This is a genomic window from Lentzea xinjiangensis (assembly GCF_900110955.1).
Lineage (GTDB): Bacteria > Actinomycetota > Actinomycetes > Mycobacteriales > Pseudonocardiaceae > Lentzea > Lentzea xinjiangensis.
Map to the genome: position 1 here is coordinate 188533 of NZ_FOFR01000002.1, position 22541 is coordinate 211073.

At 71.5% G+C, this 22541-nt stretch carries 30 protein-coding genes; 14 read left to right on the top strand and 16 right to left on the bottom strand.

From position 1 onward, the window contains the following. Positions 1–36: 36 nt before the first annotated feature. Together BMW88_RS06220 and BMW88_RS06225 are read right to left on the bottom strand one after the other, a co-directional pair. Positions 37–1488 carry a leucyl aminopeptidase family protein gene (locus tag BMW88_RS06220; RefSeq protein WP_089949646.1) on the bottom strand — a complete coding sequence of 484 codons (1452 nt, stop codon included), beginning with the start codon at positions 1486–1488 and terminating at the stop codon, positions 37–39. Positions 1489–1641: 153 nt separating this feature from the next. Further along, a complete protein-coding gene (locus BMW88_RS06225; RefSeq protein WP_065914675.1) occupies positions 1642–1809 on the bottom strand; it encodes a DUF3117 domain-containing protein in 168 nt (55 codons plus the stop codon). A gap of 209 nt (positions 1810–2018) precedes the next feature. Between BMW88_RS06225 and BMW88_RS06230 the strand changes: the two genes are divergently transcribed. From BMW88_RS06230 to BMW88_RS06250, 5 genes are all read left to right on the top strand, one after another. Then, positions 2019–2816, top strand: a complete 798-nt coding sequence (locus BMW88_RS06230) for a PaaX family transcriptional regulator (protein WP_089949647.1) — start codon at positions 2019–2021, stop codon at positions 2814–2816. A 10-nt stretch (positions 2817–2826) separates the two neighbouring features. Further along, on the top strand, positions 2827–3612 hold the full coding sequence (locus tag BMW88_RS06235; RefSeq protein WP_089949648.1) for an enoyl-CoA hydratase-related protein: 786 nt from the start codon (positions 2827–2829) through the stop codon (positions 3610–3612). A gap of 126 nt (positions 3613–3738) precedes the next feature. Next, positions 3739–4185, top strand: coding sequence for a YbaB/EbfC family nucleoid-associated protein (locus BMW88_RS06240; protein ID WP_143115986.1), 447 nt, complete (start codon positions 3739–3741; stop codon positions 4183–4185). Then, positions 4173–4457, top strand: coding sequence for a YbaB/EbfC family nucleoid-associated protein (locus tag BMW88_RS06245; RefSeq protein ID WP_089949650.1), 285 nt, complete (start codon positions 4173–4175; stop codon positions 4455–4457). Before BMW88_RS06240 ends, BMW88_RS06245 begins: the two co-directional genes overlap by 13 nt. Next, entirely contained in the window at positions 4454–4837 is a 384-nt protein-coding gene (locus tag BMW88_RS06250) for a hypothetical protein (RefSeq protein WP_089949651.1), read from the top strand. Before BMW88_RS06245 ends, BMW88_RS06250 begins: the two co-directional genes overlap by 4 nt. A gap of 136 nt (positions 4838–4973) precedes the next feature. On the opposite strand, the gene BMW88_RS06255 is transcribed toward BMW88_RS06250, so the two are convergent. The 7 genes from BMW88_RS06255 to BMW88_RS06285 all read right to left on the bottom strand — a co-directional run bounded on the left by BMW88_RS06255 (position 4974) and on the right by BMW88_RS06285 (position 7699). Further along, the gene (locus BMW88_RS06255; protein ID WP_089949652.1) at positions 4974–5189 is read right to left on the bottom strand and encodes a hypothetical protein; all 216 of its coding nucleotides are present in this window, start codon (positions 5187–5189) and stop codon (positions 4974–4976) included. A gap of 6 nt (positions 5190–5195) precedes the next feature. Then, the gene (locus BMW88_RS06260) at positions 5196–5384 is read right to left on the bottom strand and encodes a hypothetical protein (RefSeq protein WP_089949653.1); all 189 of its coding nucleotides are present in this window, start codon (positions 5382–5384) and stop codon (positions 5196–5198) included. An 88-nt stretch (positions 5385–5472) separates the two neighbouring features. Then, positions 5473–6021, bottom strand: a complete 549-nt coding sequence (locus BMW88_RS06265; RefSeq protein ID WP_245777601.1) for a DNA-3-methyladenine glycosylase I — start codon at positions 6019–6021, stop codon at positions 5473–5475. Beyond that, on the bottom strand, positions 6018–6419 hold the full coding sequence (locus BMW88_RS06270) for an SRPBCC family protein (RefSeq protein WP_089949654.1): 402 nt from the start codon (positions 6417–6419) through the stop codon (positions 6018–6020). Before BMW88_RS06270 ends, BMW88_RS06265 begins: the two co-directional genes overlap by 4 nt. Then, positions 6403–6702, bottom strand: a complete 300-nt coding sequence (locus BMW88_RS06275; protein ID WP_089949655.1) for a DivIVA domain-containing protein — start codon at positions 6700–6702, stop codon at positions 6403–6405. Before BMW88_RS06275 ends, BMW88_RS06270 begins: the two co-directional genes overlap by 17 nt. Then, on the bottom strand, positions 6699–7376 hold the full coding sequence (locus tag BMW88_RS06280; protein ID WP_089949656.1) for a permease prefix domain 1-containing protein: 678 nt from the start codon (positions 7374–7376) through the stop codon (positions 6699–6701). The genes BMW88_RS06275 and BMW88_RS06280 overlap by 4 nt, the downstream gene beginning before the upstream one ends. Next, complete coding sequence (locus tag BMW88_RS06285; RefSeq protein ID WP_089949657.1) at positions 7361–7699, bottom strand: PadR family transcriptional regulator; 339 nt, start codon at positions 7697–7699, stop codon at positions 7361–7363. Before BMW88_RS06285 ends, BMW88_RS06280 begins: the two co-directional genes overlap by 16 nt. Before the next feature lie 132 nt (positions 7700–7831). On the opposite strand from BMW88_RS06285, the gene BMW88_RS06290 reads away from it, so the two are divergent. Genes BMW88_RS06290 through BMW88_RS06305 form a run of 4 tightly spaced genes read left to right on the top strand, consistent with a single transcriptional unit; the run spans position 7832 to position 12232 of the window. Then, on the top strand, positions 7832–8992 hold the full coding sequence (locus tag BMW88_RS06290; RefSeq protein ID WP_089949658.1) for a cytochrome ubiquinol oxidase subunit I: 1161 nt from the start codon (positions 7832–7834) through the stop codon (positions 8990–8992). Beyond that, positions 8992–9615, top strand: a complete 624-nt coding sequence (locus BMW88_RS06295; RefSeq protein WP_089949659.1) for a cytochrome d ubiquinol oxidase subunit II — start codon at positions 8992–8994, stop codon at positions 9613–9615. Before BMW88_RS06290 ends, BMW88_RS06295 begins: the two co-directional genes overlap by 1 nt. Next, positions 9585–10934 (top strand): ABC transporter ATP-binding protein/permease, encoded by a 1350-nt coding sequence (locus BMW88_RS06300; protein ID WP_089949660.1) that lies wholly within the window; start codon positions 9585–9587, stop codon positions 10932–10934. The genes BMW88_RS06295 and BMW88_RS06300 overlap by 31 nt, the downstream gene beginning before the upstream one ends. Continuing rightward, on the top strand, positions 10931–12232 hold the full coding sequence (locus BMW88_RS06305; RefSeq protein ID WP_089949661.1) for an ATP-binding cassette domain-containing protein: 1302 nt from the start codon (positions 10931–10933) through the stop codon (positions 12230–12232). The genes BMW88_RS06300 and BMW88_RS06305 overlap by 4 nt, the downstream gene beginning before the upstream one ends. On the opposite strand, the gene BMW88_RS06310 is transcribed toward BMW88_RS06305, so the two are convergent. Continuing rightward, positions 12164–13075, bottom strand: a complete 912-nt coding sequence (locus BMW88_RS06310; RefSeq protein ID WP_089949662.1) for a glucosyl-3-phosphoglycerate synthase — start codon at positions 13073–13075, stop codon at positions 12164–12166. The genes BMW88_RS06305 and BMW88_RS06310 overlap by 69 nt on opposite strands. Next, a complete protein-coding gene (locus BMW88_RS06315) occupies positions 13075–13413 on the bottom strand; it encodes a hypothetical protein (RefSeq protein ID WP_143115987.1) in 339 nt (112 codons plus the stop codon). Before BMW88_RS06315 ends, BMW88_RS06310 begins: the two co-directional genes overlap by 1 nt. A 117-nt stretch (positions 13414–13530) precedes the next feature. On the opposite strand from BMW88_RS06315, the gene BMW88_RS06320 reads away from it, so the two are divergent. Both BMW88_RS06320 and BMW88_RS06325 read left to right on the top strand, forming a co-directional pair. Then, positions 13531–15024, top strand: a complete 1494-nt coding sequence (locus BMW88_RS06320) for a CocE/NonD family hydrolase (protein WP_089949664.1) — start codon at positions 13531–13533, stop codon at positions 15022–15024. A gap of 121 nt (positions 15025–15145) precedes the next feature. Beyond that, positions 15146–16198 (top strand): winged helix DNA-binding domain-containing protein, encoded by a 1053-nt coding sequence (locus BMW88_RS06325; protein WP_177220972.1) that lies wholly within the window; start codon positions 15146–15148, stop codon positions 16196–16198. Here the strand turns inward: BMW88_RS06325 and BMW88_RS06330 are convergent. The 3 genes from BMW88_RS06330 to dapE are packed head-to-tail and all read right to left on the bottom strand — an operon-like array spanning position 16169 to position 18563. Continuing rightward, positions 16169–16720, bottom strand: a complete 552-nt coding sequence (locus BMW88_RS06330) for an LOG family protein (protein WP_089949666.1) — start codon at positions 16718–16720, stop codon at positions 16169–16171. The genes BMW88_RS06325 and BMW88_RS06330 overlap by 30 nt on opposite strands. Beyond that, positions 16702–17478 carry an LOG family protein gene (locus BMW88_RS06335; protein WP_089949667.1) on the bottom strand — a complete coding sequence of 259 codons (777 nt, stop codon included), beginning with the start codon at positions 17476–17478 and terminating at the stop codon, positions 16702–16704. Before BMW88_RS06335 ends, BMW88_RS06330 begins: the two co-directional genes overlap by 19 nt. A 17-nt stretch (positions 17479–17495) precedes the next feature. Next, positions 17496–18563, bottom strand: a complete 1068-nt coding sequence (gene dapE / locus BMW88_RS06340) for a succinyl-diaminopimelate desuccinylase (RefSeq protein WP_089950212.1) — start codon at positions 18561–18563, stop codon at positions 17496–17498. Between the two features lie 60 nt (positions 18564–18623). Here dapE and BMW88_RS06345 point away from each other — a divergent pair, with 60 nt between their 5' ends. The 3 genes from BMW88_RS06345 to BMW88_RS06355 all read left to right on the top strand — a co-directional run bounded on the left by BMW88_RS06345 (position 18624) and on the right by BMW88_RS06355 (position 21058). After that, positions 18624–19037, top strand: a complete 414-nt coding sequence (locus BMW88_RS06345) for a hypothetical protein (protein WP_143115988.1) — start codon at positions 18624–18626, stop codon at positions 19035–19037. A gap of 87 nt (positions 19038–19124) precedes the next feature. After that, positions 19125–20081 (top strand): 2,3,4,5-tetrahydropyridine-2,6-dicarboxylate N-succinyltransferase, encoded by a 957-nt coding sequence (gene dapD / locus BMW88_RS06350; protein ID WP_177220973.1) that lies wholly within the window; start codon positions 19125–19127, stop codon positions 20079–20081. Between the two features lie 71 nt (positions 20082–20152). Then, positions 20153–21058 carry a hypothetical protein gene (locus BMW88_RS06355; RefSeq protein ID WP_143115989.1) on the top strand — a complete coding sequence of 302 codons (906 nt, stop codon included), beginning with the start codon at positions 20153–20155 and terminating at the stop codon, positions 21056–21058. Here BMW88_RS06355 and dapC read toward each other — a convergent pair whose 3' ends face one another. Together dapC and fdxA are read right to left on the bottom strand one after the other, a co-directional pair. Next, the gene (gene dapC, locus BMW88_RS06360) at positions 21059–22153 is read right to left on the bottom strand and encodes a succinyldiaminopimelate transaminase (protein WP_089950213.1); all 1095 of its coding nucleotides are present in this window, start codon (positions 22151–22153) and stop codon (positions 21059–21061) included. A 2-nt stretch (positions 22154–22155) separates the two neighbouring features. Then, a complete protein-coding gene (fdxA, locus tag BMW88_RS06365; RefSeq protein ID WP_089949671.1) occupies positions 22156–22482 on the bottom strand; it encodes a ferredoxin in 327 nt (108 codons plus the stop codon). Positions 22483–22541: the final 59 nt, after the last annotated feature.

Consider the following 22541-nt stretch of genomic DNA (forward strand, 5'->3'; position numbering starts at 1 on the left):
TCGCAGATCAACGTCACCGGCGAGCCGTTCAGCGGCCTAGCGCGAGTACTTCTCCGCGAGCTCGACCAGCGTCCGCGCGCCGAAGCCCGTCGCCCCCGCGACGACCTCCTCGTAGACCTTCTCCGACCGCGCGGGACCCGCGATGTCGAGGTGCGCCCACGGCACGTCGCCGGCGAACTTCTGCAGGAACAGCGCCGCCGTGATGCCACCGGGGCCGGGCGGGCACTGCCGGTAGTCCGCGATCTCGCTGGTGACGGCCTCGACGTGCTCCTCCAGCAGCGGCATCCGCCACCACTTCTCGCCGGCCCGCGAGCCCGCGTCGACCACGTCCGCGGCCAGCCCGTCGGTCGAGGAGAACACGGCGCCGGTGCGCAGGCCGAGCGAGACCTTCATGGCGCCGGTCAGCGTCGCCACGTCGACGACCAGGTCCGGTGCGAGGTTCTCCACCGCGTACGCCATCGCGTCCGCCAGGACCATGCGGCCCTCGGCGTCGGTGTTCTGCACCTCGGTGGTCGCGCCGCCGTAGTGCCGCACGACGTCGCCGGGCCGGTACGCGGAGCCGGAGACGTGGTTCTCCGCGCACGGCACGAGCCCGGTGACCCTGACCGGCAGCCGCCGGCGGGCCACGGCGATGAGCGCGGCGATCACGGCCCCGCCACCGGCCATGTCGGTGCGCATGAGGTGCATGCCGTCGGCGGGCTTCACCGAGATGCCGCCGGTGTCGAACGTGATGCCCTTGCCGATGAAGACCAGGTGCGGGCCGGTGGTGCCGTAGGTGAGCTCCAGGAACCGGGGCGGCCGGGCCGACCCGCCGCCGACGGCGAGCACGCCGCCGAAGCCCTGCTGCCGCAGCCACTTCTCGTCGCGCACGACGGCGGAGAGGCCGTCGACCCTGTCCGCGAGCCTGGCCGCCGTCGTCGCGAGCCAGCGCGGGTCCTTGACGTTGGACGGCGTGTTCGCGAGATCGCGGGCGAGGGCCGTGGCGGTGGCCAGCGCGTGCGCTTTGAGCGCGGCCGAGGTCAGCACCTCGTCGAAGCCGGTGTCACCGGTGACGAGCCGCAGCGAGCCGACCCGCTTCGGGGCGTCCTCGCCGGTGACCTTGAAGCGGTAGCCGCCGAGCGCCGCGCCGAGCACGAACGCGCGCACCTTCTCGGCGTCGAAGTCGGGGGTCAGCAGCACGTCCGCGGTCTTGGGCGCGTCCTCGCCGCTGAGCGCCCGCACGAGGCAGGCGCCCGCCGTGCGGTAGTCGCCGGGGGTGCCCGCGCCGACGCCGAGCGTCCAGGCGCCGTCGTGGCGCACCGCCTCGCCGGCCCTGCCCGTCAGGTCCGCGGCGTCGATGCCGTCACCGCCCGGTCCCAGCGCCGGGCCGGTGCCCACGAGCACCACCACCGGAACGGCGCGGCGCGCGGTGGTGGCCACCTCGACGTCCACGAGCTTGGTTGGCACTGACGGCACCGTCGACGCCACGGCTGGACCTCCCCTGTGCATTAACGACCGTTCATTCTCGCTCACCGCCGTGACCGCCTGCTCCCGGCCCGTGTCCCGGCCGTCGGACGGGGTCGGTACAGCACTGCGCGGAACGAAGCGATGCCCCGGCTCCACTGTGGAAACCGGGGCTCACGTGCTTCTCGCCGGGGTGCCTCAGCCGGCGGCGGCCTTCAGCGCGTCGCCCAAGGCGCTGGCCTCGTCCGCCGACATTTCGACGACGAGGCGCCCACCACCCTCGAGCGGCACGCGCATGACGATGCCGCGTCCCTCCTTGGTGACCTCGAGGGGACCGTCGCCGGTCCGGGGCTTCATGGCCGCCATCGCGTGCTCCCTCCGTCAACATCTTCCCCGTCCGGCCAGGCCGGATCTGCCCCATTCTCCCCTATCGCGACTCAGGGACGAAACCGAACCGATCTTTTGGCGAGTTCGGGTGACATTTGTGGATCTTGCTTTGTGCCTGATCAATACCCGTTTTCACGACAAGGCAACACTTTCGGCGCAGCTGAGCGCGGCGTGACAGACTGGGCAGGGTGCGAGCCCGTTCCGCGCTCTTCGACGTCTACGGTGGCCACCTGCGCGAACGCGGTGGCGCCGCCACCATCGCCGCGCTCGTCCGGTTGCTCGAACCCCTCGGTTTCGCCGCGCCGGCCGTCCGCACGGCCGTGTCGCGCACCGTCCGGCAGGGCTGGCTGCACCCCGTGCGGCTGCCGGACGGCCCCGGTTACGCCATGACACCTCGCGGGGAACGGCGGCTCGACGAGGCCGCTGCCCGCATCTACCGCACCCGGCCGTCCACCTGGGACGGTCGCTGGCACGTCGTGGTGCTGGAGGAGATGCCGGGCCGCGACTCCCGCGACCACCTGGCGTCGGAGCTGCAGCTGCTCGGCTACGGCGCACTCGGTCCTGTGACGTGGATCGCGCCCCGCCCGTCGCCGGAGCTCGCCGACGTGCTGACGGCGGAGGGGGTTTCCGCACGAACTTTTCACGGTTCACACGACGGTCAGGACGCCGAGCTCGCCGCGAAGGCCTGGGACCTGGCCGAGCTGGGGCGCGACTACGCCGCGTTCGTGGCGCACTGGCACGACCAGGTGTCCGTTGTGGACGAAACCGACGACGCGGCGGCGTTCGCCGCCTCCCAGCGGCTGCTCCACGCCTGGCGGAAGTTCCTGTTCCGCGATCCCGGTCTACCTGCTGAACTGTTGCCACCGGACTGGCCGGGGCACGCGGCAGCGTCGTTCTTCGACGAACAGACGCTGCGGCTCGCACCGGGCACGAGTCGGTTCGTCGACGAGTGCCTGCGGCCGGTGCGCAACGTTTCCACTGCTTGATGGAGGTCCAGTGCCCGAGCTCCTCGTCGACGACGCCGATGGTGTGCGCACGTTCACGTTCAACCGCCCCGAGTCGTTCAACTCCTTCACCATCGCGCTGAAGGAGTCGTTCCTCGACGCGCTGCGCGAGACGTCGGCCGACGCCTCGGTGCGCGCGGTGGTGGTCACGGGTGCGGGCCGGGCGTTCTGCGCGGGCCAGGACCTCAAGGAGCACATCGGGTTGCTGCAGGCCGGTGATCCCGCGCCGCTCAACACCGTGGAGAAGCACTACAACCCCATCGTGCGCGAGCTGATCGGCATGCCGAAGCCGGTGATCGCGGCGGTCAACGGCAGTGCGGCGGGTGCCGGCGCGTCCTTCGCCTACGCCGCGGACCTGCGCATCGCGGGCGCTTCGGCGAAGTTCCTGATGGCGTTCGCGAACGTCGGCCTGACCGCGGACTCCGGCGCGTCGTGGACGCTGCCGCGGCTCATCGGCCACGGCCGCGCGATGGAGATGATGCTGCTCGCGCAGCCCGTCGGCGCCGAGGAGGCGCTGCGGATCGGCATGGTCAACCAGGTCGTGCCCGACGCCGAGCTGCTGCCCGCCGCGCACGCGCTGGCCGCCCGGCTGGCTGCGGGCCCGACCACGGCCTACGCCAAGATCAAGGAAGCGCTGGCCGCCGCGGCGGACGGGACGCTGGAGGACGCGCTGGAGGCGGAGCGCCGCACCCAGGCGGACTGCGGGGCGACCGAGGACCACCGCGAGGCGGTCGACGCGTTCGTGAGCAAGCGGCCGCCGAAGTTCATCGGCCGCTAGGCTCGTCGCACGCCGGTCCCACTCCTTCGGCCAACCGGTTCCGATCCGGCCACACCTCACGCCGAGGCGTTGTAGCGTGCGTCACAGAGCTGCTCTGGGGGGAGCGGCTGACTGGGGGTGTGGCTGATGCATGTTCTCGACGAGATCGACGCGGCCGTCCGGCACCACTCGGCCCGTCGGCGACAGCTCGCGCTGGCTCAGGCGGAGCTGGCCGAGCGGCGCTTCACCGACGAGGTTCCGGACGTCGTCCGCGTCACCGTGAACGGCGCGGGCGAGCTGCTCGACATCGAGCTCGCGCCGGGCTGCCTGGACGCGGACCGCCGGCCGCACCTGCTCGGCGACCGGATCACCGCGGCCGTCGCCGCCGCGCGCAGGAAGGCGGCCGGGGCCGCTCGCGAAGCCCTGTCCGAGCTGATCGGCGAGCGGGGCGCGGCCTGGATCACCGGCGGCGACGCGGAACCGGAACCGCCGCCGCGCGGCCGCAGGAGCGCGCCGGAGGACCAGGGCACCGACGAGTACTTCGAGGACAAGGACTCCTCCGGCTTCCTGGAGGAGCAGCCGTGGCGTCCCTGACCGAGCTCGAGAACCTCGTCGCCGAGCGCACGCGCGAGTTCCGGGCGCTCAAGCAGAGGGCCGCGGAGCAGAAGGTGGTCGGCGAGCCCGTGGCGGGCGCCGGCCTGGTCCAGGTCGACACGGCGGGCCGGCTCGTCGGCGTCGAGTTCGACCTGCGGAAGGTGCGGTCGCTGGACGAACGGCGCCTCGGCCGCCTGCTCGTGGACGCGATCCGCGCCGCGGAGACGAAGGCCGCGGCGGTGCGGGACGTACTACTGGGGGAGACACCATGACATCACCACCGGGCGGGATCATCGGTCCCGAGCACCCGCTGGCCAAGCGCGGCGAGGAGCTCGGGGGCTACCACGTCGTACCGCGCCAGCTCGCGATCGCGGGCGACGAGCTCAAGTCCACCGCGAGCATGTTCACCGGCCGGGTCACCAGGGAGCTCGAAGCCACCCACCTCGGGCCGGACGACCTGGGCTTCCTCGGCAAGCAGGAGGACGCGCCCACCGGCTACAACAGCGCGATGCAGAAGTGCGTCGACCACTTCGGCACCCTCGCGAAGACCCTGGCGGCGGCCGGTGAGGTCCTCAACGAGGTCGCGGCCCACTACGCGGCGCTGGACGACTCGTACTACGAGAAGTTCGGCCGCATGGACGACGGGGAGTGAGCATGGGCGCACCGGTCTGGCCAGAGGAACACGACAAGCAGATCCGCGAGGCCGCCGCCCTGCTGGGCGACAAGGTCGCGACCGCGATGCTGGACAGGCTCAAGGACATCCTCGGCAACGCCCCTGTGGTGGAGCATTACGCGAGCGTCTGGTCTCCGGAGATGATGGGGCTCCTCGCGAACGCGCAGGAGGATTTCGCGAGGTGCGTGTCGAACGTCAACGACGTCTGGACGGGCGCCGCGGCCGACGAGTTCAAGGCGTGGGCGGTCAAGTACAACACCTCCCTGACCGACTTCAAAGTCCTGGTCGACGGCATGCGCAAGGGGTTGTTCGACTGCAGCAAGGCGATCACCGAGGTCTACCGGATGGCGATCGACCTGGTCACGACCTTCGCGTCGCAGATCGTCAAGGTGACCGGCGGGATCATCGGGTCCATCCCGAACGTCTTCGGGATGGCGAACGCGATCGGCGGCCTGCTCGGCGGGTTCATCGAGGCGGCGGGCAAGGTGATCGGTGACGGGATCAAGCGGATGCAGGAGTTCCGCACGGTGTGTCCGACCTCGACAGCAGGGTCGCCTCGCTCGCCGACCTCGTGCCGATGGGGCACATGGTCGGCGAGAAGGGCAACTGGGAGGTCAGGTCCGCGGCTTAGCGCGGAAGCACGTCGCGATGTGGTCGTCGACCATCCCGGTGGCCTGCATCAGCGCGTAGCACGTGGTGGGACCGAGGAACTTGAAGCCGCGGCGCTTCAGCTCCTTGGCCATCGCCGTGGACTCGGCCGTGATCGCCGGGACGTCCGCGGTCGTGGCCGGCCGCACGTGGTCCGCGGGTGCGAACGACCACAGCAGCGCGTCGAGGTCGACGTCCTGCTCGACGATCACGCGCGCGTTGTGGACGGCCGCGTCGATCTTCAACCGGTTCCGCACGATGCCCGCGTCGGCCATCAGCCGTTCCACGTCGGCGGGCCCGAACTCCGCGACCAGCGCCGGGTCGAAGCCGCCGAACGCCGCGCGGAACGCGGGCCGCTTGCGCAGGATCGTGATCCACGACAGGCCCGACTGGAACGCCTCCAGCGACATCCGCTCGTACAGCTCGGCGGTGCCGTGCAGCTCCACGCCCCACTCGGTGTCGTGGTACTCGGCGTAGTCCGGTGTCGAGTCGCCCCACGGACAACGGGAGATCACCGGTACTCCTCGGCGAACCGCGCGAACCGTTGCAGCGACCGGCGCAGCATCAGCACGAAGAACGGCTTCACCACGGGGAAGAAGAACGGCACATCGAGCCGTTCCGTCCAGACGAAACGGCTGCCGCGCACGGCGAACACACCGGTCCCCCGCACCACGCGGCCGAGGTGGAGGACCTCGACGGCGTGCGGCGGGTCCCAGCGCGTGATCCGCATGCGGTCCGAGACGCCGAACGTCACGGCGTCGATCTCGCTGCCGACGGACTGCCCGTCACCGGCCACGACCGACACGCGCGTGCCGAACACCCACTCCGACTGGCGCTCCCAGTCGGTCATCGCGCGGAAGATCGTGTCGGGCGGGGCTGCCACCTCGACGGTCAGCTCAAGCTCGGTCGTCACTGCTCTCCAGCTCCTCCACGCGTGCCCGCAGCACCTCGACCTCGGTCGCGAGCCGCTGCAACGCCCAGTCGACCTCGCTCATCTTGTAACCGCGGAAGACCTGCTGGAACTTCAGCGCGCGGACGTCCTGCGCGGTGATCCCGTCCGACGGCAGCCGCGTCGGCGACGCGCCGGGCGGCAGTGGCGCGAGCTCCTCGCCGCGCCCGAACACCAACGCCGCGAGCAGGAACACCACTGCCGCGACGGCCACCATCACGATCAGGTAGAGAAGGGCGTTGGTCACCCGACGATCGTGGCACAGCTCAGGCAGCGGCGAGCGAGCAGACCGAGCCGGACGATCACGGTCCAGGTGATCAGGCTCGCGGTGCTCATCGGCAGCGACTGCACCAGCCGCGCCGGGTCGACGTGCGCGGTGGCCGCGATGATCGCGAGGTTGCCCAGCAGCACGGCGCCGACGGCCAGGAACGAGATCGTCGCGGCGGTCCTGGCCAGCAGCCTGGCGTCGTACCTGCGGGCGAGCATCCGGCCGAGCACCAACGCCAGCAGCGCCACGCCGGACGCGATACCGCTGGTCAGGTCGTTGGCCTGGGCGACGACGAGGTACCACGACGGCGGCCTCGTGCCGAAGTCCTGCCACGGGCCGATGAGCAGCATCCGGCCGTACTCCCACGCCATGTGCATCAACGGCAGGACGACCGCCAGCCAGATGAGCGTGCGTGTGCCGTAGGCGACGGCGAGTTCGGCCTGGTACTCGTTCGCGATCTCGCGGACGGGACCGAACTCCTCGACGGCGCGTCGCTGGGCCTCCTGCTCCGTGAGCCCCCTGCCGAGGTGGGCCTCGGTGGCGTCGGTGAGGCTGTCGCGGGTCTCGGTGAGCAGGTCGCGGACCTGCCTCTTCGACCCCCGCAACCGCGATCCCAGGTCGGTCACGTACCCGTCGATCACGTCTGCGCCCACTTGCCGCCCCCTCCCAGCACCCCGTCGATGACCGTCGTGAACTCGCGCCACGCGTCGCGTTCGGCGTGCAGCGCCTTGCGGCCGGCCTGGGTGAGCCGGTACGTGCGGCGCTTGCGCCCGCCGACCGTGCTCCAGTCGCTCACGACGTGGCCCGCGCGCTCCAGCCTCCGCAGCGCGGGGTAGACCGTTCCGGTCGGGAGGTCCAGCGCACCGCCGCTGCCCTGCTGCAACGCCTCGATGATCGCGTAGCCGTGCAGCTGCCTGCCGTCGAGCGTGGCCAGCAGCAACGCGTCGAGGTGGCCGCGGAGCGCGTCGGGCTTCATGGGTAGCGACTCTACTGATCGCGCCACCCCGGGCGGTCCCTGAATTCTCCCGTGGGGGACGACCCTGAGTTCTCCCCGGTATCGCCCGAGAGGCGTTCATAAGTAGGCGCGCTACACATAGCGTTCCTACCCATGAGCGCAGTAGACCTCGCGCGGCTCCAGTTCGCGTTGACGACGTCGTTCCACTTCCTGTTCGTGCTGCTCACACTGGGCTTGGTCACGCTGCTCGTGGTCGTGCAGACGAGGTTCACGATCACCGGCGCGCCCGTGCACGAGCGGATGACGCGGTTCTGGGGCCGGATCTACGTGATCAACTACGCGCTGGGGATCGTCACCGGTGTCGTGATGGAGTTCCAGTTCGGGCTGAACTGGTCGGGCCTCGGGACCTTCGCGGGCGACGTGTTCGGGGCGCCGCTCGCGTTGGAGACGCTCATCGCGTTCTTCCTGGAGTCCACGTTCCTGGGGTTGTGGATCTTCGGCTGGGGCCGGCTCAACCGCTGGCTGCACCTGAGCCTGCTGTGGCTGACGGCGCTGACCGCGTTCGCGTCGGCGTTCTGGATCATGGCGGCGAACGGGTTCCTGCACCACCCCGTCGGCCACCGGCTCGACGGCACCGTGTTGCGGCTGGACGACTTCGGCGCCCTGCTGACGAACCCGGCGTTCACCTCCGCGATGGTGCACGTGGTCTTCGCTTCGATCACGGCCGGCGGTGTGTTCATGACCGGTGTGTCGGCGTACCACTTCATCCGGCGCACGCCCGAGACCGACTTCTTCCGGCGCTCGCTGCGGTTGGGCGTGGTGACCACCGCACTGGCCACGCCACCGCTGGTCGCAGCCGGGTTCGCGCAGTTCCCGGTCATCGCGCGGGTCCAGCCCGGCAAGGGCGAGGCGGTGCCGTGGATCGGCGCGCCGCTCGGGTTCATGATCCTGATCGGGATGGCGCTGGTGGTCGCGAGCTGGCTCACGCTGCCGTTGCTGATCAGGGACGCGGTGATCCGGTTGCGGTTCCCGCTGCACCTCATGGTGATCGGCATCCCGCTGCCGTTCGCGGCGGCGATCTTCGGCTGGCTGTTCCGCGAGATCGGCCGGCAGCCGTGGCTGGTCCAGGGGCTGCTGCGCACCGAGGACGCCGTGTCGCATGTGGACGCATCGCAGATCCTGTTGTCGCTCATCGTCTTCACGTCCCTGTTCGCGCTGCTGGCCGTCACCGACTGGGTGTTGATCGCGCGTGCGGTCCGCCGCGGTCCCGACGTGACGCCTGCCCCTGTCTCGCCGTTGGTGGTGACGCTGTGATGGAAGCGCTTTGGCTCGCCCTGCTCGGCACGCTGACCGCCGGGTACTTCGCGTTGGCCGGTTTCGACTACGGCACCGGGCTCCTGCTGCCGTTCCGCCGGCGCGACGAGGCCCTGCGGCGGATGACCCCGTTCTTCCTCGGCAACGAGGTGTGGCTGGTGGCCGCGGTCGGTGTCCTGTTCGCGGCGTTCCCGCGGCTCGAAGGCGAGCTGCTGTCCGGTGCGCACAGCACGTTCACGCTGCTGCTGGCCGGGCTGGTGCTGTTCATGGCCGCGGTGCAGCTCCGGCTGTGGTGGTGGCTGGTGTTCGCGGGCGCGCTGCTGGTCTCCGCGGGCTGGGGCCTGTTCCTGGCGCACCTGCTGCACGCGCCGTGGTTCGTGGCGCCGGTGATGCCGGTGCTGTTCGCGGTGCACGGCTGGGTGTTCCAAACCCGGCGCTGGAAGCTGTTCCCCGCCACCGCGGCGCTCTGCGCGCTGCCGGTCCCGCTCGCGTTCGGCACGATCGACGTCACCGGGCTGATGGCGCACCCCGACACGCTGACCCTCCTCGCGTGGGTCGCGGTCCCGGTCATCCCGCTGGTGGTGGTGTTGCAGTGGTCGATCGTCGCCATCTCCTCGCGCTGATCCCCGTCCCGTTCCTGGTGCTCGCCCAGGCCGAGCTCCTCGCGTCCGTGATCGGCGGCGGCACGGGGTTCTCCCTGCTGTGCCTGGTGATCGGCGTGCGAGTGCTGGTGTGGTGGGTCCACCGCGAGTGGGCGCACCGGGCCGCCGAACGCACCCGCGTGCGGCTGCGGGAAGCGTTCCTCCGCTCGCCGGGCACCAAGGCCGGTGAAGTCGCCACGCTGGTGACCCGCGGCGTGCAGGACGTGACCCCGTACGTCGTCGGTTATCTGCCCATGCGGGTCCTCGCCGTGGCCGTCCCTCTCGCGGTGGTGATCAGGCTGGCGTTCGCCGATCTCGCGGCCGCGCTGACGGTCCTCGTGACACTGCCGTTGATCCCGATCTTCGGCGCACTGGTCGGCGCGCACACCCGCGAGCGGACCGCCCGCCAGTGGGCCGCTCTCGCGACCTTGGGCGGCCACTTCCTCGACGTGGTCAAGGGCATCGGCACGCTGCGGGCGTTCGGGCGGGCCGAGGCGCAGTCCACCGCGGTCCGCGCGCTCGCCGCGCGGCACATGACCGAGACGATGTCGGCGCTGCGGGTCGCGTTCCTGTCGGCGTTCGTGCTGGAGCTGGTCGCGACGATGTCGGTCGCGCTCGTGGCGGTGCCGGTCGGGCTGCGCCTGCTCGACGGCGGCGTGCCGCTGCACACGGCGTTGCTCGTGCTCTTCCTCGCCCCGGAGGCGTTCCTGCCCCTGCGGGCCGCCGGTGCGCAGTACCACGCGAGCGCGCAGGGCCGGGAGGTGCTCGCGAAGGTGCCGGTGCCCGCCGGGCGCACGGGCCAGGCACCACCGGACCCCGCCCACGCCGAGATCGTGTTCGACGACGTGAGCGTGCGGAGCCTGAAGCACTTCTCGTTGCGCATCGAGCCCGGCGAACGGATCGCGCTGGTGGGCCCGAGCGGCGCGGGCAAGAGCACGATCCTCGGGCTGCTGCTCGGTTTCGTGCAGCCCGACGAGGGCCGCGTGCTCGTGGGCGGCGTGGACCTGCGCGAGGTCGACCGCGCGGCATGGCTGGAATCGTTGGCGTGGGTGCCGCAACGGCCCACGCTCGTCCCGGCCACCCTCTCGTCCGGTGAGCGGCAGCAGGTCGCGCTGGCGAAGGCGCTGGACCGGCGGCACGCCGGGCTGTTCCTGCTGGACGAGCCGACCGCGCACCTCGACGCCGGGACGGAGTCCCTCGTGCTCCGGGCGGCCAGGGAGCTCATCCGCGGGCGCACGGCCGTGATCGTCGCGCACCGGCCGGCGCTGCTGGCCGAGGTCGACCGGGTGGTGGCGGTGTGAGACTCGCGATCCTCGTCGGCACGCTCGCCGAACTGGCCGGCGTCGGCCTGACCGCGACGGCGACCTGGCTGGTCCTGCGGGCCGCCGAGCACCCACCGCTGCAGGCGCTGACCGTGGCCGTCGTCGCGGTCCGCGCCCTCGCGCTCGCCAAGGGCGCCCTGCGCTACCTCGAACGCCTGACCAGCCACCGGGCCGTGCTCGGCGAGGCCGTCGAGCTGCGCGGCCGGGTCTACGACGACCTCACCCGCCGCGAGCACGTCCCGTCCGGCACGGCGCTCACCCGCATCGTCACGAACGTCGACCAGCACCTCGACGCCAAGCTCCGCACGACTCTGCCGTGGATCACCGCGGCACTCGTGGGCGCGGTCGTCGTGGCGTGCTCGGGGTTCTCGCTGCCGCTCGTCGCCGGTCTGCTGGTCAACGCCGGGCTGCTGCCCCTGCTCGCCGTCCGCGCCCCGCGGGACCTGACGCCGTTGCGCGCCAAGCTGACCGAGCAGACCGCGGAACTGGTGCACAGCAAGGAGGAGCTCATCGCCTACGGCCTGTTCGACGACAGGCTCGCCGCGGCGGCCGGCACGGCGAAGGCGTTGTCCCGCCGGGAACGCGGCAGAGACCTCACCCCGCTCGCCATCGCGGTCCAGTTCGGTGCCGCGCTGCTCATGCTCGCGCAGGACGAACCGGCGTGGCTGGTCATGGCCGCCATCGCGGCGTTCGAGATCACCGTCCCGCTCGCGGCGACGACCAGACCCGCCCCCGAACCGGCCGACGAGCCCGGACCCGGCCACGTCCCCGACCTCCCGCAACTGCGGGGCAGAACGGCGATCGTCGGCCCGAGCGGCTCGGGCAAGACCACGCTGCTCAACGCCCTCGCGCGCCGGCTGGAACCGAGCAAGGGCGCGCTGGCCGACGCGCACGTCTTCCACACCACGGTCCGCGCCAACGTCCTGCTGGCCAAACCCGGTGCCACGCAGGAAGAACTGGACCGGGCCGCCGCGATCACCGAGCTGGACCTCGACTGGGACCTGGTCGTCGGCGAACGCGGCGAGGAGATCTCCGGCGGTCAGCGCCAGCGCCTGGTCCTCACCAGGTCGGTGCTGGCGCACCCCGAGGTCCTGCTCCTGGACGAGCCCACGGAAGGGCTCGACCCCGGACAGGCGGACCGCGTGCTCGAGCAGGTCCTGGACGACTGCCGGGGCACGGCGCTGGTCGTGACGCACCGCGAAGAGCAGCTAGCCCTCTTCGACCACGTGCGCCATCGGGGGCCGGTCGGCCACGAGGACGTCGGTCGAGTCGGGTAGCCACTCCCCGCCCACCTGGACGAACTGCGTGAGCGGGCCGGAGTCGGCGCTGACCCCGCACCGGGCCAGCGCCGTGCCCATGATCTGCGACGACATCACGCCGAGCTGCAACAACGAGCGGTTGCGGTGCTTGCGCACACCCAGGTTCACCTGGGCCAGCGCGGGCAGCCCGTGGAGGCGGTGCGCGTCGAGCAGCAACCCGATCTCCACGCCGTACCCGGCCGCGAACGGCACGGACTCCAGGAAGGACCGCGTGGCCGCGTACTCACCGCCGAGCGGTTGCACCACACCGGACAGCTCCGGTCGCAACGCGTTCAGCAACGGCCGTGCCACCAGCTCCGTGACCCGCCCGCCGCCCGTGCTCTCCAACCGCAACGGCCGCCGGTAGAACCCCTTCACCAGGTGCACGCCGGGGTCCAGCAGCAACGGCCCCAGCAACGCCGGGACGAACGCGGTCTCCGGGTCGACCAGGTCGGAGTCCAGGAACACGACGAGGTCCCCCGAGGTCGCCGCCAGCGACCGCCACAGCACCTCGCCCTTGCCCGGCAGCGGTTCCAGCCACGGCACGACGTCCTCGCGCGACACCACCCGCGCCCCTGCCGCCGACGCGACCTCCGCGGTCCGGTCGGTGGAGCCGGAGTCCACCACCACCAGCTCGTCGACGAGCGTGCCGAGCAGCGGGCGGACCGCGGCGACCACGTCCCCGACGGTCTCCTCCTCGTCCAGGGCCGGCAGCACCACCGACACCGTGCGGCCGCGCTTCGCGGCCACCAGCTCCTCGACCGTCCAGGACGGCTGCTGCCAGGTGTGCGTGGCGAACCAGGCTTCGACGGCGGGCAGCATCAGGCGAGCGCCCGCAGGGCCCTGGCCGGGGGACGGGTCCCCAGCACGCTCGCGACCATCTCCACGACCTTCCTCGTCTGCCGCACGTCGGACGCGCGGAGGGCGCGTGCGCCGGACATCGCGGCCACCGTGGCAGCCGCCAGCGTGAAGTCCTCGTCGCCCGCGAGGACGGTCACGACGTCCACCGGTCCGTCGAGCGGCGGCAGGTCCAGCCCGCCCTCGAACTCGAGGATGTCGGCACCGTCCTCGACGGCCTGCGCCACGGCATCAGCGCTGGTCAGATGCGCAACGACCAGGACGCGGTCCGTCGGCAGCCCGGTGACTCGGAATCGGTTCACACCACCCAGCGTAAACAGTGACCTGACTCACAGCCACTTGCTACTCCAGAGTAGGAACCTGCTTTACTCCGCGGTAACCACCCTGTGTGATCTACGTCATGGTCAAGGAGGACCAGCGTGCGACGATCACTTCTGCTGATCCTGGCGCTCCTCACCACCCTGCTCGGCGCTCCGGCCGCTCTCGCCGCACCCGGACACCAGATCTCCTACAAGACCATCCCCGGCGTCGGCGGCACGCCGCTCAAGGCCTTCGTCATCGAGCCCACCGGCCGGGGCGACGGCCCCTTCCCGTTGCTCGTCATGCCGTCGAGCTGGTCGCTGCCGAACATCGAGTACGTCGGCGCGGCCGCCAAGCTCGCCAAGGAGTCCGGCTACGTCGTGGTGAGCTACACGAGCCGCGGCTTCTGGGACTCCGGCGGCGAGATCGACGTCGCCGGTCCCGACACCGTCGGGGACGTCAGCGCGGTCATCGACTGGGCGATCACCCACGCCCGCGCGGACGGCGCGAAGGTCGGCGCGGCCGGGATCTCCTACGGCGCCGGGCAGTCGTTGCTGGCGGCGGCGAACGACCGGCGCATCAGGGCCGCGGCCGCGCTGAGCACGTGGACCGACCTCGCGCGCTCGCTCTACCCGAACGCCACGGTCAACAAGCAGGCCGTCGAGGTGCTGCTGGCGGCAGGGCACGCCACCGGACGTCCCGGGCCCGTCCTCGTCGAAGCCGAGGACGCCTACCGCGACGGCAGGTTCGCCGAGGTCGTGCCGATCTCCGAGGAGCGCTCGGCCGCCTCGAGGATCGAGCGGATCAACGCCAACGGCACCGCGGTGATGATCGGCAACGCCTGGAACGACGGCATGTTCGCGCCGGGCCAGATCGCGGACTTCTACACGAGGCTCACCGGTCCCAAGCGGCTCATGCTCTCGCCGGGCGACCACGCCACCGCCGAGCTGTTCGGCGCGGCGGGGCTGCCCAACGAGATCTGGGAGTCGGTCGGCCGCTGGTTCGACCGCCACGTCAAGGGCACGGCCAACGGCATCGACGCCGAACAGCCGGTGCAGCTCAAGCCCAGCAACGGCGGCACCTGGCGGAAGTTCGGCGCGTGGCCGGAAGGCGACGCCGACACGGTGCAGCTCGACGGCAAGCGGATCACCGCCGGCCGCAACACCGTCGCCGACAGCGGCACGATCCTGCTCTCCGGCGCGCTGCAGGGGTTCCTGAACATCCCGACCGGGGTGTCGCTGCCGCTCGTCGACCGCGGCGTCGCGGGCGTGTGGAGCGGGCCGCAGTACCCGCGCGGGGCGACCCTCGCCGGCACGCCGAAGCTCAGGCTGGCGGTGACGCCGAGCGCGGAGACGACGACGTTGTTCGCCTACCTGTACGAGGTCGGGCCCCTGGGGCTCGGCGCGCTGGTCACGCACAAGCCGGTGAAGGTGACCGGGGCCGGCCGCACGCAGACGCTCGACGTGGCGCTCGAACCGGCGGTGTGGAACGTCGCCGCGGGCAACCGGCTGGCACTCGTGATCGACACGGTGGACCCGCGCTACCTCAGCGAGTCGGCGCCCGGCTCGACTGTCACCTTCGGACCGTCGAGCCTCACGGTGCCGATGCTCTGACGACGCCGCGGTCCAGCCCGCCTCCGGCACATCGGGATCCCCGGGGCCTCCGGCCGCCTTCCCGGTGCCGGAGGCACCACACCGGCGCGCTTCCCGGTCGCGGAGGCGTCAGAATGTCCGGGTGGACCTCACCCGGCAGCAGGTGCTCCGCCACCGGATCCATCAGCACGAGCTGGACCGGCGAGTCGCCGACGCGGCCGGGCTGGCGGTGTTCGCCCTGGGCGTCCAGGACAACACCTCCGGCTCGGCCCTGCTGAGCCTCGCCGCCCGGCTCACCGATCCCGCGGTGGACGACTTCGTCGTGACCTGGTCCGTGCGCGGTGCTCCGCACCTGCACCGGCCCGGTGAGCTGAAGGCGTTCGCCCGCGCGCTGTGGCCGTGGAGCGACGCCGACGCGCGTGCCCGCGCCGCCCGCCCGAAGGTGGACGACATGGTGGCGTCGTTGCGGCACATCGCCACGGCGATGAGATCGATCGTCACGAAGCCGATGACCAAGGGCGACCTGAGCGCGGCGCTGACCCCGTTGGCCCCCGGGCAGACGGTCGAAGCGTGCCGGGGCTGCGGGACCGAGCACGTGAGCGACCCGATCTTCCGGCTCGGCGCGCTGCCCGCGGGTCTGCGGATCCTCCCGGAGGAGAAGACCGTGACCTTCGAGCGCGTCCACGGCTGGCCGGGCGTGCCGCGCAGGACCGCGGGCTTCGACGAGCTGGTGCACCGGTACCTGGTGCTGCACGGCCCCGCCGGACCGTCCGAAGTGGCCGCTTACTTCGGCACGACCACCCGCGAGGTCAAGAAGCGGTGGCCGGCCGAAGGCTTGGCCGAGGTGTCCGTCGAGGGCAGGAAGGCGTGGCTGCCGGAGGAACTGGAGATCGCCGACGCCGACCCGCCGCACGTGCGGCTGCTGCCGCCCGCGGACCCGTACCTGCAGGGCCGCGACCGGGACCTGCTGGTGCCGGACAAGGCCGCGCAGAAGGACGTCTTCCGCGTCCTCGGCCGGCGCGGCGCCGTGCTGGTCGACGGCGAGATCGCGGGTTCCTGGCAGGGCAGGGTGGTGTCCGGCAAGCGGTTCGAGGTGACGGCGACGCCGTACCGCCCGTTGCCGGACCTCCTGCCGGAGGTCCAGGTCCTCGCGAAGGCCAAGGGGCTAGCCGACGCAAGCGTCAAGAGCGACTGACACGTCGTCGGTGACGACGAGCGAGCTCAGCGCGGCGTGCGAGACGAAACCCTTGTCCCGCAGCTCGGTCAGCCACCCGATGAGCCCCTTGTAGTGGTCGTCGACGTCGAGCAGCACGACCGGCTTGGCGTGCATGCCCAGCACACCGGCCGTCCACACCTCGAAGAACTCCTCCGCGGTGCCGATGCCACCGGGCAGGGTGAGGAACGCGTCGGCCTTGTCGTCCATCATCTTCTTGCGCTCGCGCATGGTGTCGACGACGTGCAGCTCGGTCGACTCGCGGTCGGCGATCTCCCTGGTGGCGAGGCCCTTCGGGATGACGCCGTAGGTGTGCGCCCCTCCCGCCCGCGCCTCCCTGGCCACGGCGCCCATCATCGACGTCTGCCCGCCACCCCACACGAGGTTCCAGCCGCGCGCGGCGATCTCGCGCCCCACCTCGGCGGCCAGGTCGACGTAGCTCCGCGGGACGGTGGCGAGACTGCCGCAGTAAACAGCTACGTACATCAGTGCGCGTCCGCCCATGCCTGGTGTGCTTCCTTGACCACGCGCACCGCGTCGTCGATGTCGTCGGTGAGGTGCAGCAGCGCGAGGTCCTTCTCGCCGACCTTGCCGCCCTCCAGCACCGAGCTCTTGATCCAGTCGTAGAGCCCCTGCCAGTACTGGGTTCCGAAGAGCACGACCGGGAACTTCGTGACCTTCTTGGTCTGCACCAGGGTGAGCGCCTCGAACAGCTCGTCGAGCGTGCCGAAACCGCCGGGCAGGCAGATGAACGACTGCGAGTACTTGATGAACATCGTCTTGCGCACGAAGAAGTAGCGGAAGTTCACGCCGAGGTCGACCCACGGGTTGAGGCCCTGCTCGAACGGCAGCTCGATGCCGAGCCCGATCGAGAACCCGCCCGCCTCCGAGCAGCCGCGGTTGACCGCCTCCATCGCGCCGGGGCCACCGCCGGTGATCACCGCGAAGCCCGCTTTCGCCAGCGCCGCACCGAGATCGCGGCCGGTCCGGTACTCCGGGTGGTCCCTGCCGGTGCGCGCCGAGCCGAAGACCGTGACCGCGCTGGGCACCTCGGCGAGCGCGCCGAACCCCTCGACGAACTCGGCCTGGATCCGCAGCACGCGCCACGGGTCGGTGTGCACCCAGTCCGAGTGACCCCGTGAGTCGAGCAGGCGCTGGTCGGTGGTGGTGAGCTCGTCCTTGCGCTCGCGCCGCAGGACGACCGGCCCGCGCTGCTTCTCCTTGGGGTGCTCGTCCACCACGCCGTTCTTCTCTTCCGTCATCACCGAGATGCTAGTGATCAGTCCAGCAAAAAACGCTTAAGCACGGCGGAACACCCGGTGATCTGCTGGACCGGCACGTTCTCCTCCCTGGTGTGCGCCAGCGTCGGGTCACCCGGTCCGAAGTTGACCGCGGGCATACCGAGCGCGGCGAACCGGGCGACGTCCGTCCACCCGAGCTTGGCCACCGGGGTTCCGCCGGCGGCCTCGACGAGCTCCTGCGCGGCGGGGGCGCCCAGTCCGGGCAGCGCGCCGGCCGCGAAGTCGGTGACCTGCACGTCGAAGCCCTCGAAGACCTCGCGCAGGTGCTGTTCGGCCTGCTCCACGGTGCGGTCCGGCGCGAACCGGTGGTTGACGGTGAGCACGCACCCGTCCGGCACGACGTTGCCGGCGACACCGCCGGTGATCTTCACGGCCTGCAGGCCCTCGTGGTACCGGCAGCCGTCGATCTCGGGCTGCCGCGGCTCGTAGGCCGCCAGCCTGCGCAACGCCTCACCCATGCCGTGGATGGCGTTCTCGCCCATCCACGCCCTGGCGGTGTGCGCGCGCTTCCCGGTCGTCGTGACCTCGATGCGCATCGTGCCCTGGCACCCGGCCTCGACGACGCCGTTCGACGGCTCGCACACGATCGCGAGATCGCCGTGCAGCCACTGCTCCAGCTCGCGCTGGATGCGCGTGAGCCCGTTGCGCTCGGCCTCGATCTCCTCGCAGTCGTAGAAGACGAACGTCAGGTCGTGCCGCGCGTTCTCGCTGAGAGCCGCGATGGCGAGCATGACCGCGTCGCCGCCCTTCATGTCCACGGTGCCGCAACCGTGCAGCACGCCGCCCTCGCGGCGGCTCGGGAAGTTCTCGTTGACGGGCACGGTGTCCAGGTGCCCGGCGAGCACCACCCGGCGCTCCTTGCCGAGGTTCGTGCGCGCCAGCACCGCGTTCCCCGAACGGGTGATCTCCAGGTGGGGCGCGTGCAGCCGCAGCGACCGCTCGACGAGGTCCGCGATCTCCGCCTCCTCCCCTGACACGCTGCGCACATCGACCAGCGCGGCGGTCAGGTCGATCGGGTCGGCGAAGAGGTCAAGGGTGTCGGCCACGCCGGTCACCCTACCCAGCGGGCTTGGGCGCCCGGCCGTTCAGCCGATACCGTGCGGCGCGTGATCAAACGCACACTGCCGGTCGTCTCGCTGGTGCTCCTGGCGACCGGGTGCGGCGAGGCCCCGGCGGCCTGCGAGCGGCAGTGCGGCGAGATCAGGGCGTTGTTCACCGCGCCGTGCGGCTCCCAGCACAGCGGGACCCCCGCCGAGTGCGCCGCCTGGGTGGCCGGCGTCGGCGCGATGACCCGCCGCCTCGACGAGTCGTTGCGGGGCAAGGTGGTCCAGCAGGACGTCGGCGAGGTCCTGCCCCGCCTGATGAGCGCCACCGGCGACTTCGAGGCCAACCGGTGCGGGGAGGTGCGCGTCGGCAACCTCGCCAGCACCGACGCCCGGCAGGCGCGGTGCAACGAGGCGCTGATCGCGGCCAGGGGCGACCTGGGCTCGCTGTACTTCAGCGCCGAGGTCCCCGGCTGAGCCGCCTCCGTCTTGCTCCCGCGGGCAGCACCGGGTCCGGCCCCGGACCTCACGCGCCCACCCGGCACGAGGACTAGGCTCACCCCCGTGAGCACCGCATACGGCATCGGCCTGGCCACAGTGACCCCGGACGGCAGCGTCCTAGACACCTGGTACCCGTCCCCCGTGCTGGACGACGCGGTCGAACCCGGCACCTCGCGGCTGTCCTCGGCCGAGATCGCGGACGCCCTGGGCGAGTCCGCCGCCAAGCTCCTCGGTGAGGACCCGGAGCGCGGCGTGGAGGTCGTCGGCGTCCGGGTCGGCATCGACCTGGCGCAGGCCCCGCGCGACACCTACGACGTCTGGCTGCGGCTGCACCTGCTCAGCCACCGCCTGATCAAGCCCCACGGCGCGAACCTGGACGGCGTCTTCGGCCTGCTCACCAACGTCGTCTGGACGAACCACGGCCCGTGCGCGGTCGACGGTTTCGAGCAGACCCGCACCCGCCTGCGCGTCCGCGGACCGGTCACCGTGTACGGCATCGACAAGTTCCCGCGCATGGTCGACTACGTGGTCCCCTCCGGTGTGCGCATCGGTGACGCCGACCGCGTCCGCCTGGGCGCCCACCTCGCCGCGGGCACGACGGTCATGCACGAGGGCTTCGTGAACTTCAACGCGGGCACCCTCGGCAGCTCGATGGTCGAGGGCCGCATCTCCGGCGGTGTCGTGGTCGGCGACGGCTCGGACGTCGGTGGCGGCGCGTCGATCATGGGCACCCTGTCCGGCGGCGGCAAGCAGGTCATCAGCATCGGCGAGCGCTGCCTGCTCGGCGCCAACGCGGGTCTCGGCATCTCCCTCGGCGACGACTGCGTCGTCGAGGCGGGTCTCTACGTCACGGCGGGCACGAAGGTCACGCTGCCGGACGGCGAGGTCGTGAAGGCCGTCTCCCTGTCCGGGCAGTCGAACCTGCTGTTCATCAGGGACTCCGTGACCGGCGCCGTGCTGGTGAAACCCCGCAAGGGCACCGGCGTCGAACTGAACGCCGCGTTGCACGCGAACGACTGAAGCGGAAACTCGGTGTCCGGGGCCCGGTCTGCGCAGGCAGGCTGGGCCCTCGTCGGCTCAGGGAGGTGCACGTGCTGAAACAGCGACTCGAGTTGAACGCTCGCGCCGCCATCGAGCGTGCCCTGCAGGGGGCGCAGTCCGAGGACTCCTTCGTGGAGTTCAAGACCCAGTGGCCGGTCGACCACGGCAAGGCGGCCAGGCAGATCGCCGCGCTGTGCAACGCCGCGCGCGGCTCCGAGGCGATGTGGATCGTCGGCGTCGACGAGAAGGGCCGCTACGTCAAGGGCGCCCCGGCCGAGGAGCTGTCGAGCTGGTGGCCCAGGGTGGAGAGCCACTTCGACGGCGTCGCGCCCGGTCTCACCACGGTGGCGTTCGACTGGGCGCCGAGGAGGACCGTCGTAGTCCTCAGCCTGCAGACCGACAACGCGCCGTACGTGTTCGTCACGAAGAAGGAGCCCTACAGCAGGGAGATCCCCTGGCGTTCCGGCGAACGCACGCGCAGTGCCCGCCGGGGCGAGGTGCTGGAACTGCTGGTGCCCAAGCTCGACATGCCCGGCTGGGAGTTCGTCAGCGCCCGCGCCACGCTGAGCCAGCACTCGCCGACGCTGCGGTTCGAGGGCGACCTCTACCTGGAGACGAACCAGCCGTTGTCGCTGCCGCACCACCGTTGTCACTCGTACGCGACGTACGGGCTCGACAGCGAGACGGTCGACCTCGCGTTCAGCTTCCGCACCAACACGCGGGACGTGCGGGCGGTCGAGCGCGTCGTGCGGGTGGCGGAACCGGCGGTGCTCCACGTCAGCGCGGACGCCGACGTGGAGCTCGACGCGTTCCAGGACCTCTGGGACCTGCACTGGCACCTCGTGCTGGGCCTCGGCCTGAGCGGCGAGGAGATCAGCACCAGCGTGCGGCTCACCACGGACGCGGTGCCGCCCAACCAGTTCACCCGCAGGGTCTGGTCGGCGCTGAAGCCGTGATCAGGCCTTGAGGCGTTCGGCCGCCGCGGCGATCCGCTCGTCGGTGGCCGTGAGGGCGATCCGCACGTGCCGCTCGCCCGCCGGTCCGTAGAACGTGCCGGGAGCGGCCAGGATCCCCCGGTCGGCCAGCCAGGAGACGGTCTCCCAGGCGTCCTCACCGCGTGAGGACCACAGGTAGAGCCCCGCCTCGGAGTGCGACACGGTGAACCCGGCGGCCTCCAGCGCGGGCTTGAGGACCTCGCGCCGGGCGAGGTAGCGGGCCCGCTGCTCGGCGACGTGCGCGTCGTCCTCCAGAGCGGCCCGCATGGCCTCCTGCACCGGCCGCGGCACGATCATGCCGGCGTGCTTGCGCAGCTCCAGCAGGCCTCTGACCAGCTCCGGGTCGCCGGCGATGAACCCGGCCCGGTAGCCGGCGAGCGAGGACGACTTCGACAGCGAGTGCACGGCGAGCACGCCGTCGGAGGAGTCCACGACGGAGGGGTGCAGCACCGACACCGGTGAGGCGTCGTCCCACGGCAGCGCCAGGTAGCACTCGTCCGACGCCACCACCGCGCCGACCGCGTGAGCGGCGGCGACCGCGTCCCGCAGCTGCCCGGCCGACAGCACGCGCCCGGTCGGGTTCGACGGCGAGTTCAGCCACACCAGCCTCGTGCCGACGGGCGGCGGTTCGCCGTCGGCCAGGCGCACGACGGTCGCACCGGCCAGCAGCGCGCCCACCTCGTAGGTCGGGTAGGCCACGGCCGGGACGGCGACGACGTCACCGGGCCCGACGCCGAGCAGGGTGGGCAGCCACGCCACGAGCTCCTTGGAGCCGATCGTCGGCAGCACCGCGTCCGCGGACAGGCCCACGACCCCGTACCGGCGCTCGACCGCGGCGACGAAGGCCGCACGCAGCTCGGGGGTGCCGTGGGTGGTCGGGTAGCCGGGGACGTCCGCGACCGACGACAGCGCGGCCTGGATCACCGCCGGCACCGGGTCGACGGGCGTGCCGACGGACAGGTCGACCACGCCACCGGGGTGCTTGCGCGCCTTGGCGGCGTGGTCCGACAGGGAGTCCCACGGGAAGTCCGGCAGCGCCGGACCCCTGCGTTCGATGATCAATGGCCCTCGGCCTGCGGCTCGAGCGCCTTCACGAACTGCGGGTCGTTGCTCACCTTGCCGACCTTCGAGGCGCCACCGGGCGAGCCGAGCTCATCGAAGAAGTCCGCGTTCGCCTTGGTGTAGTCCTTCCACTCGTCGGGGACGTCGTCCTCGTAGTAGATGGCTTCCACCGGGCACACGGGCTCGCACGCGCCACAGTCCACGCACTCGTCGGGGTGGATGTAGAGCATCCGGTCGCCTTCGTAGATGCAGTCGACGGGGCATTCCTCGATGCACGCCTTGTCGAGCACGTCCACGCACGGCTGGGCGATCACATAGGTCACTGCGCTCTCCAACTTCCTCTGGTCCACACCGCGCAAGCCGGAGAGTACGCGGCACGTTC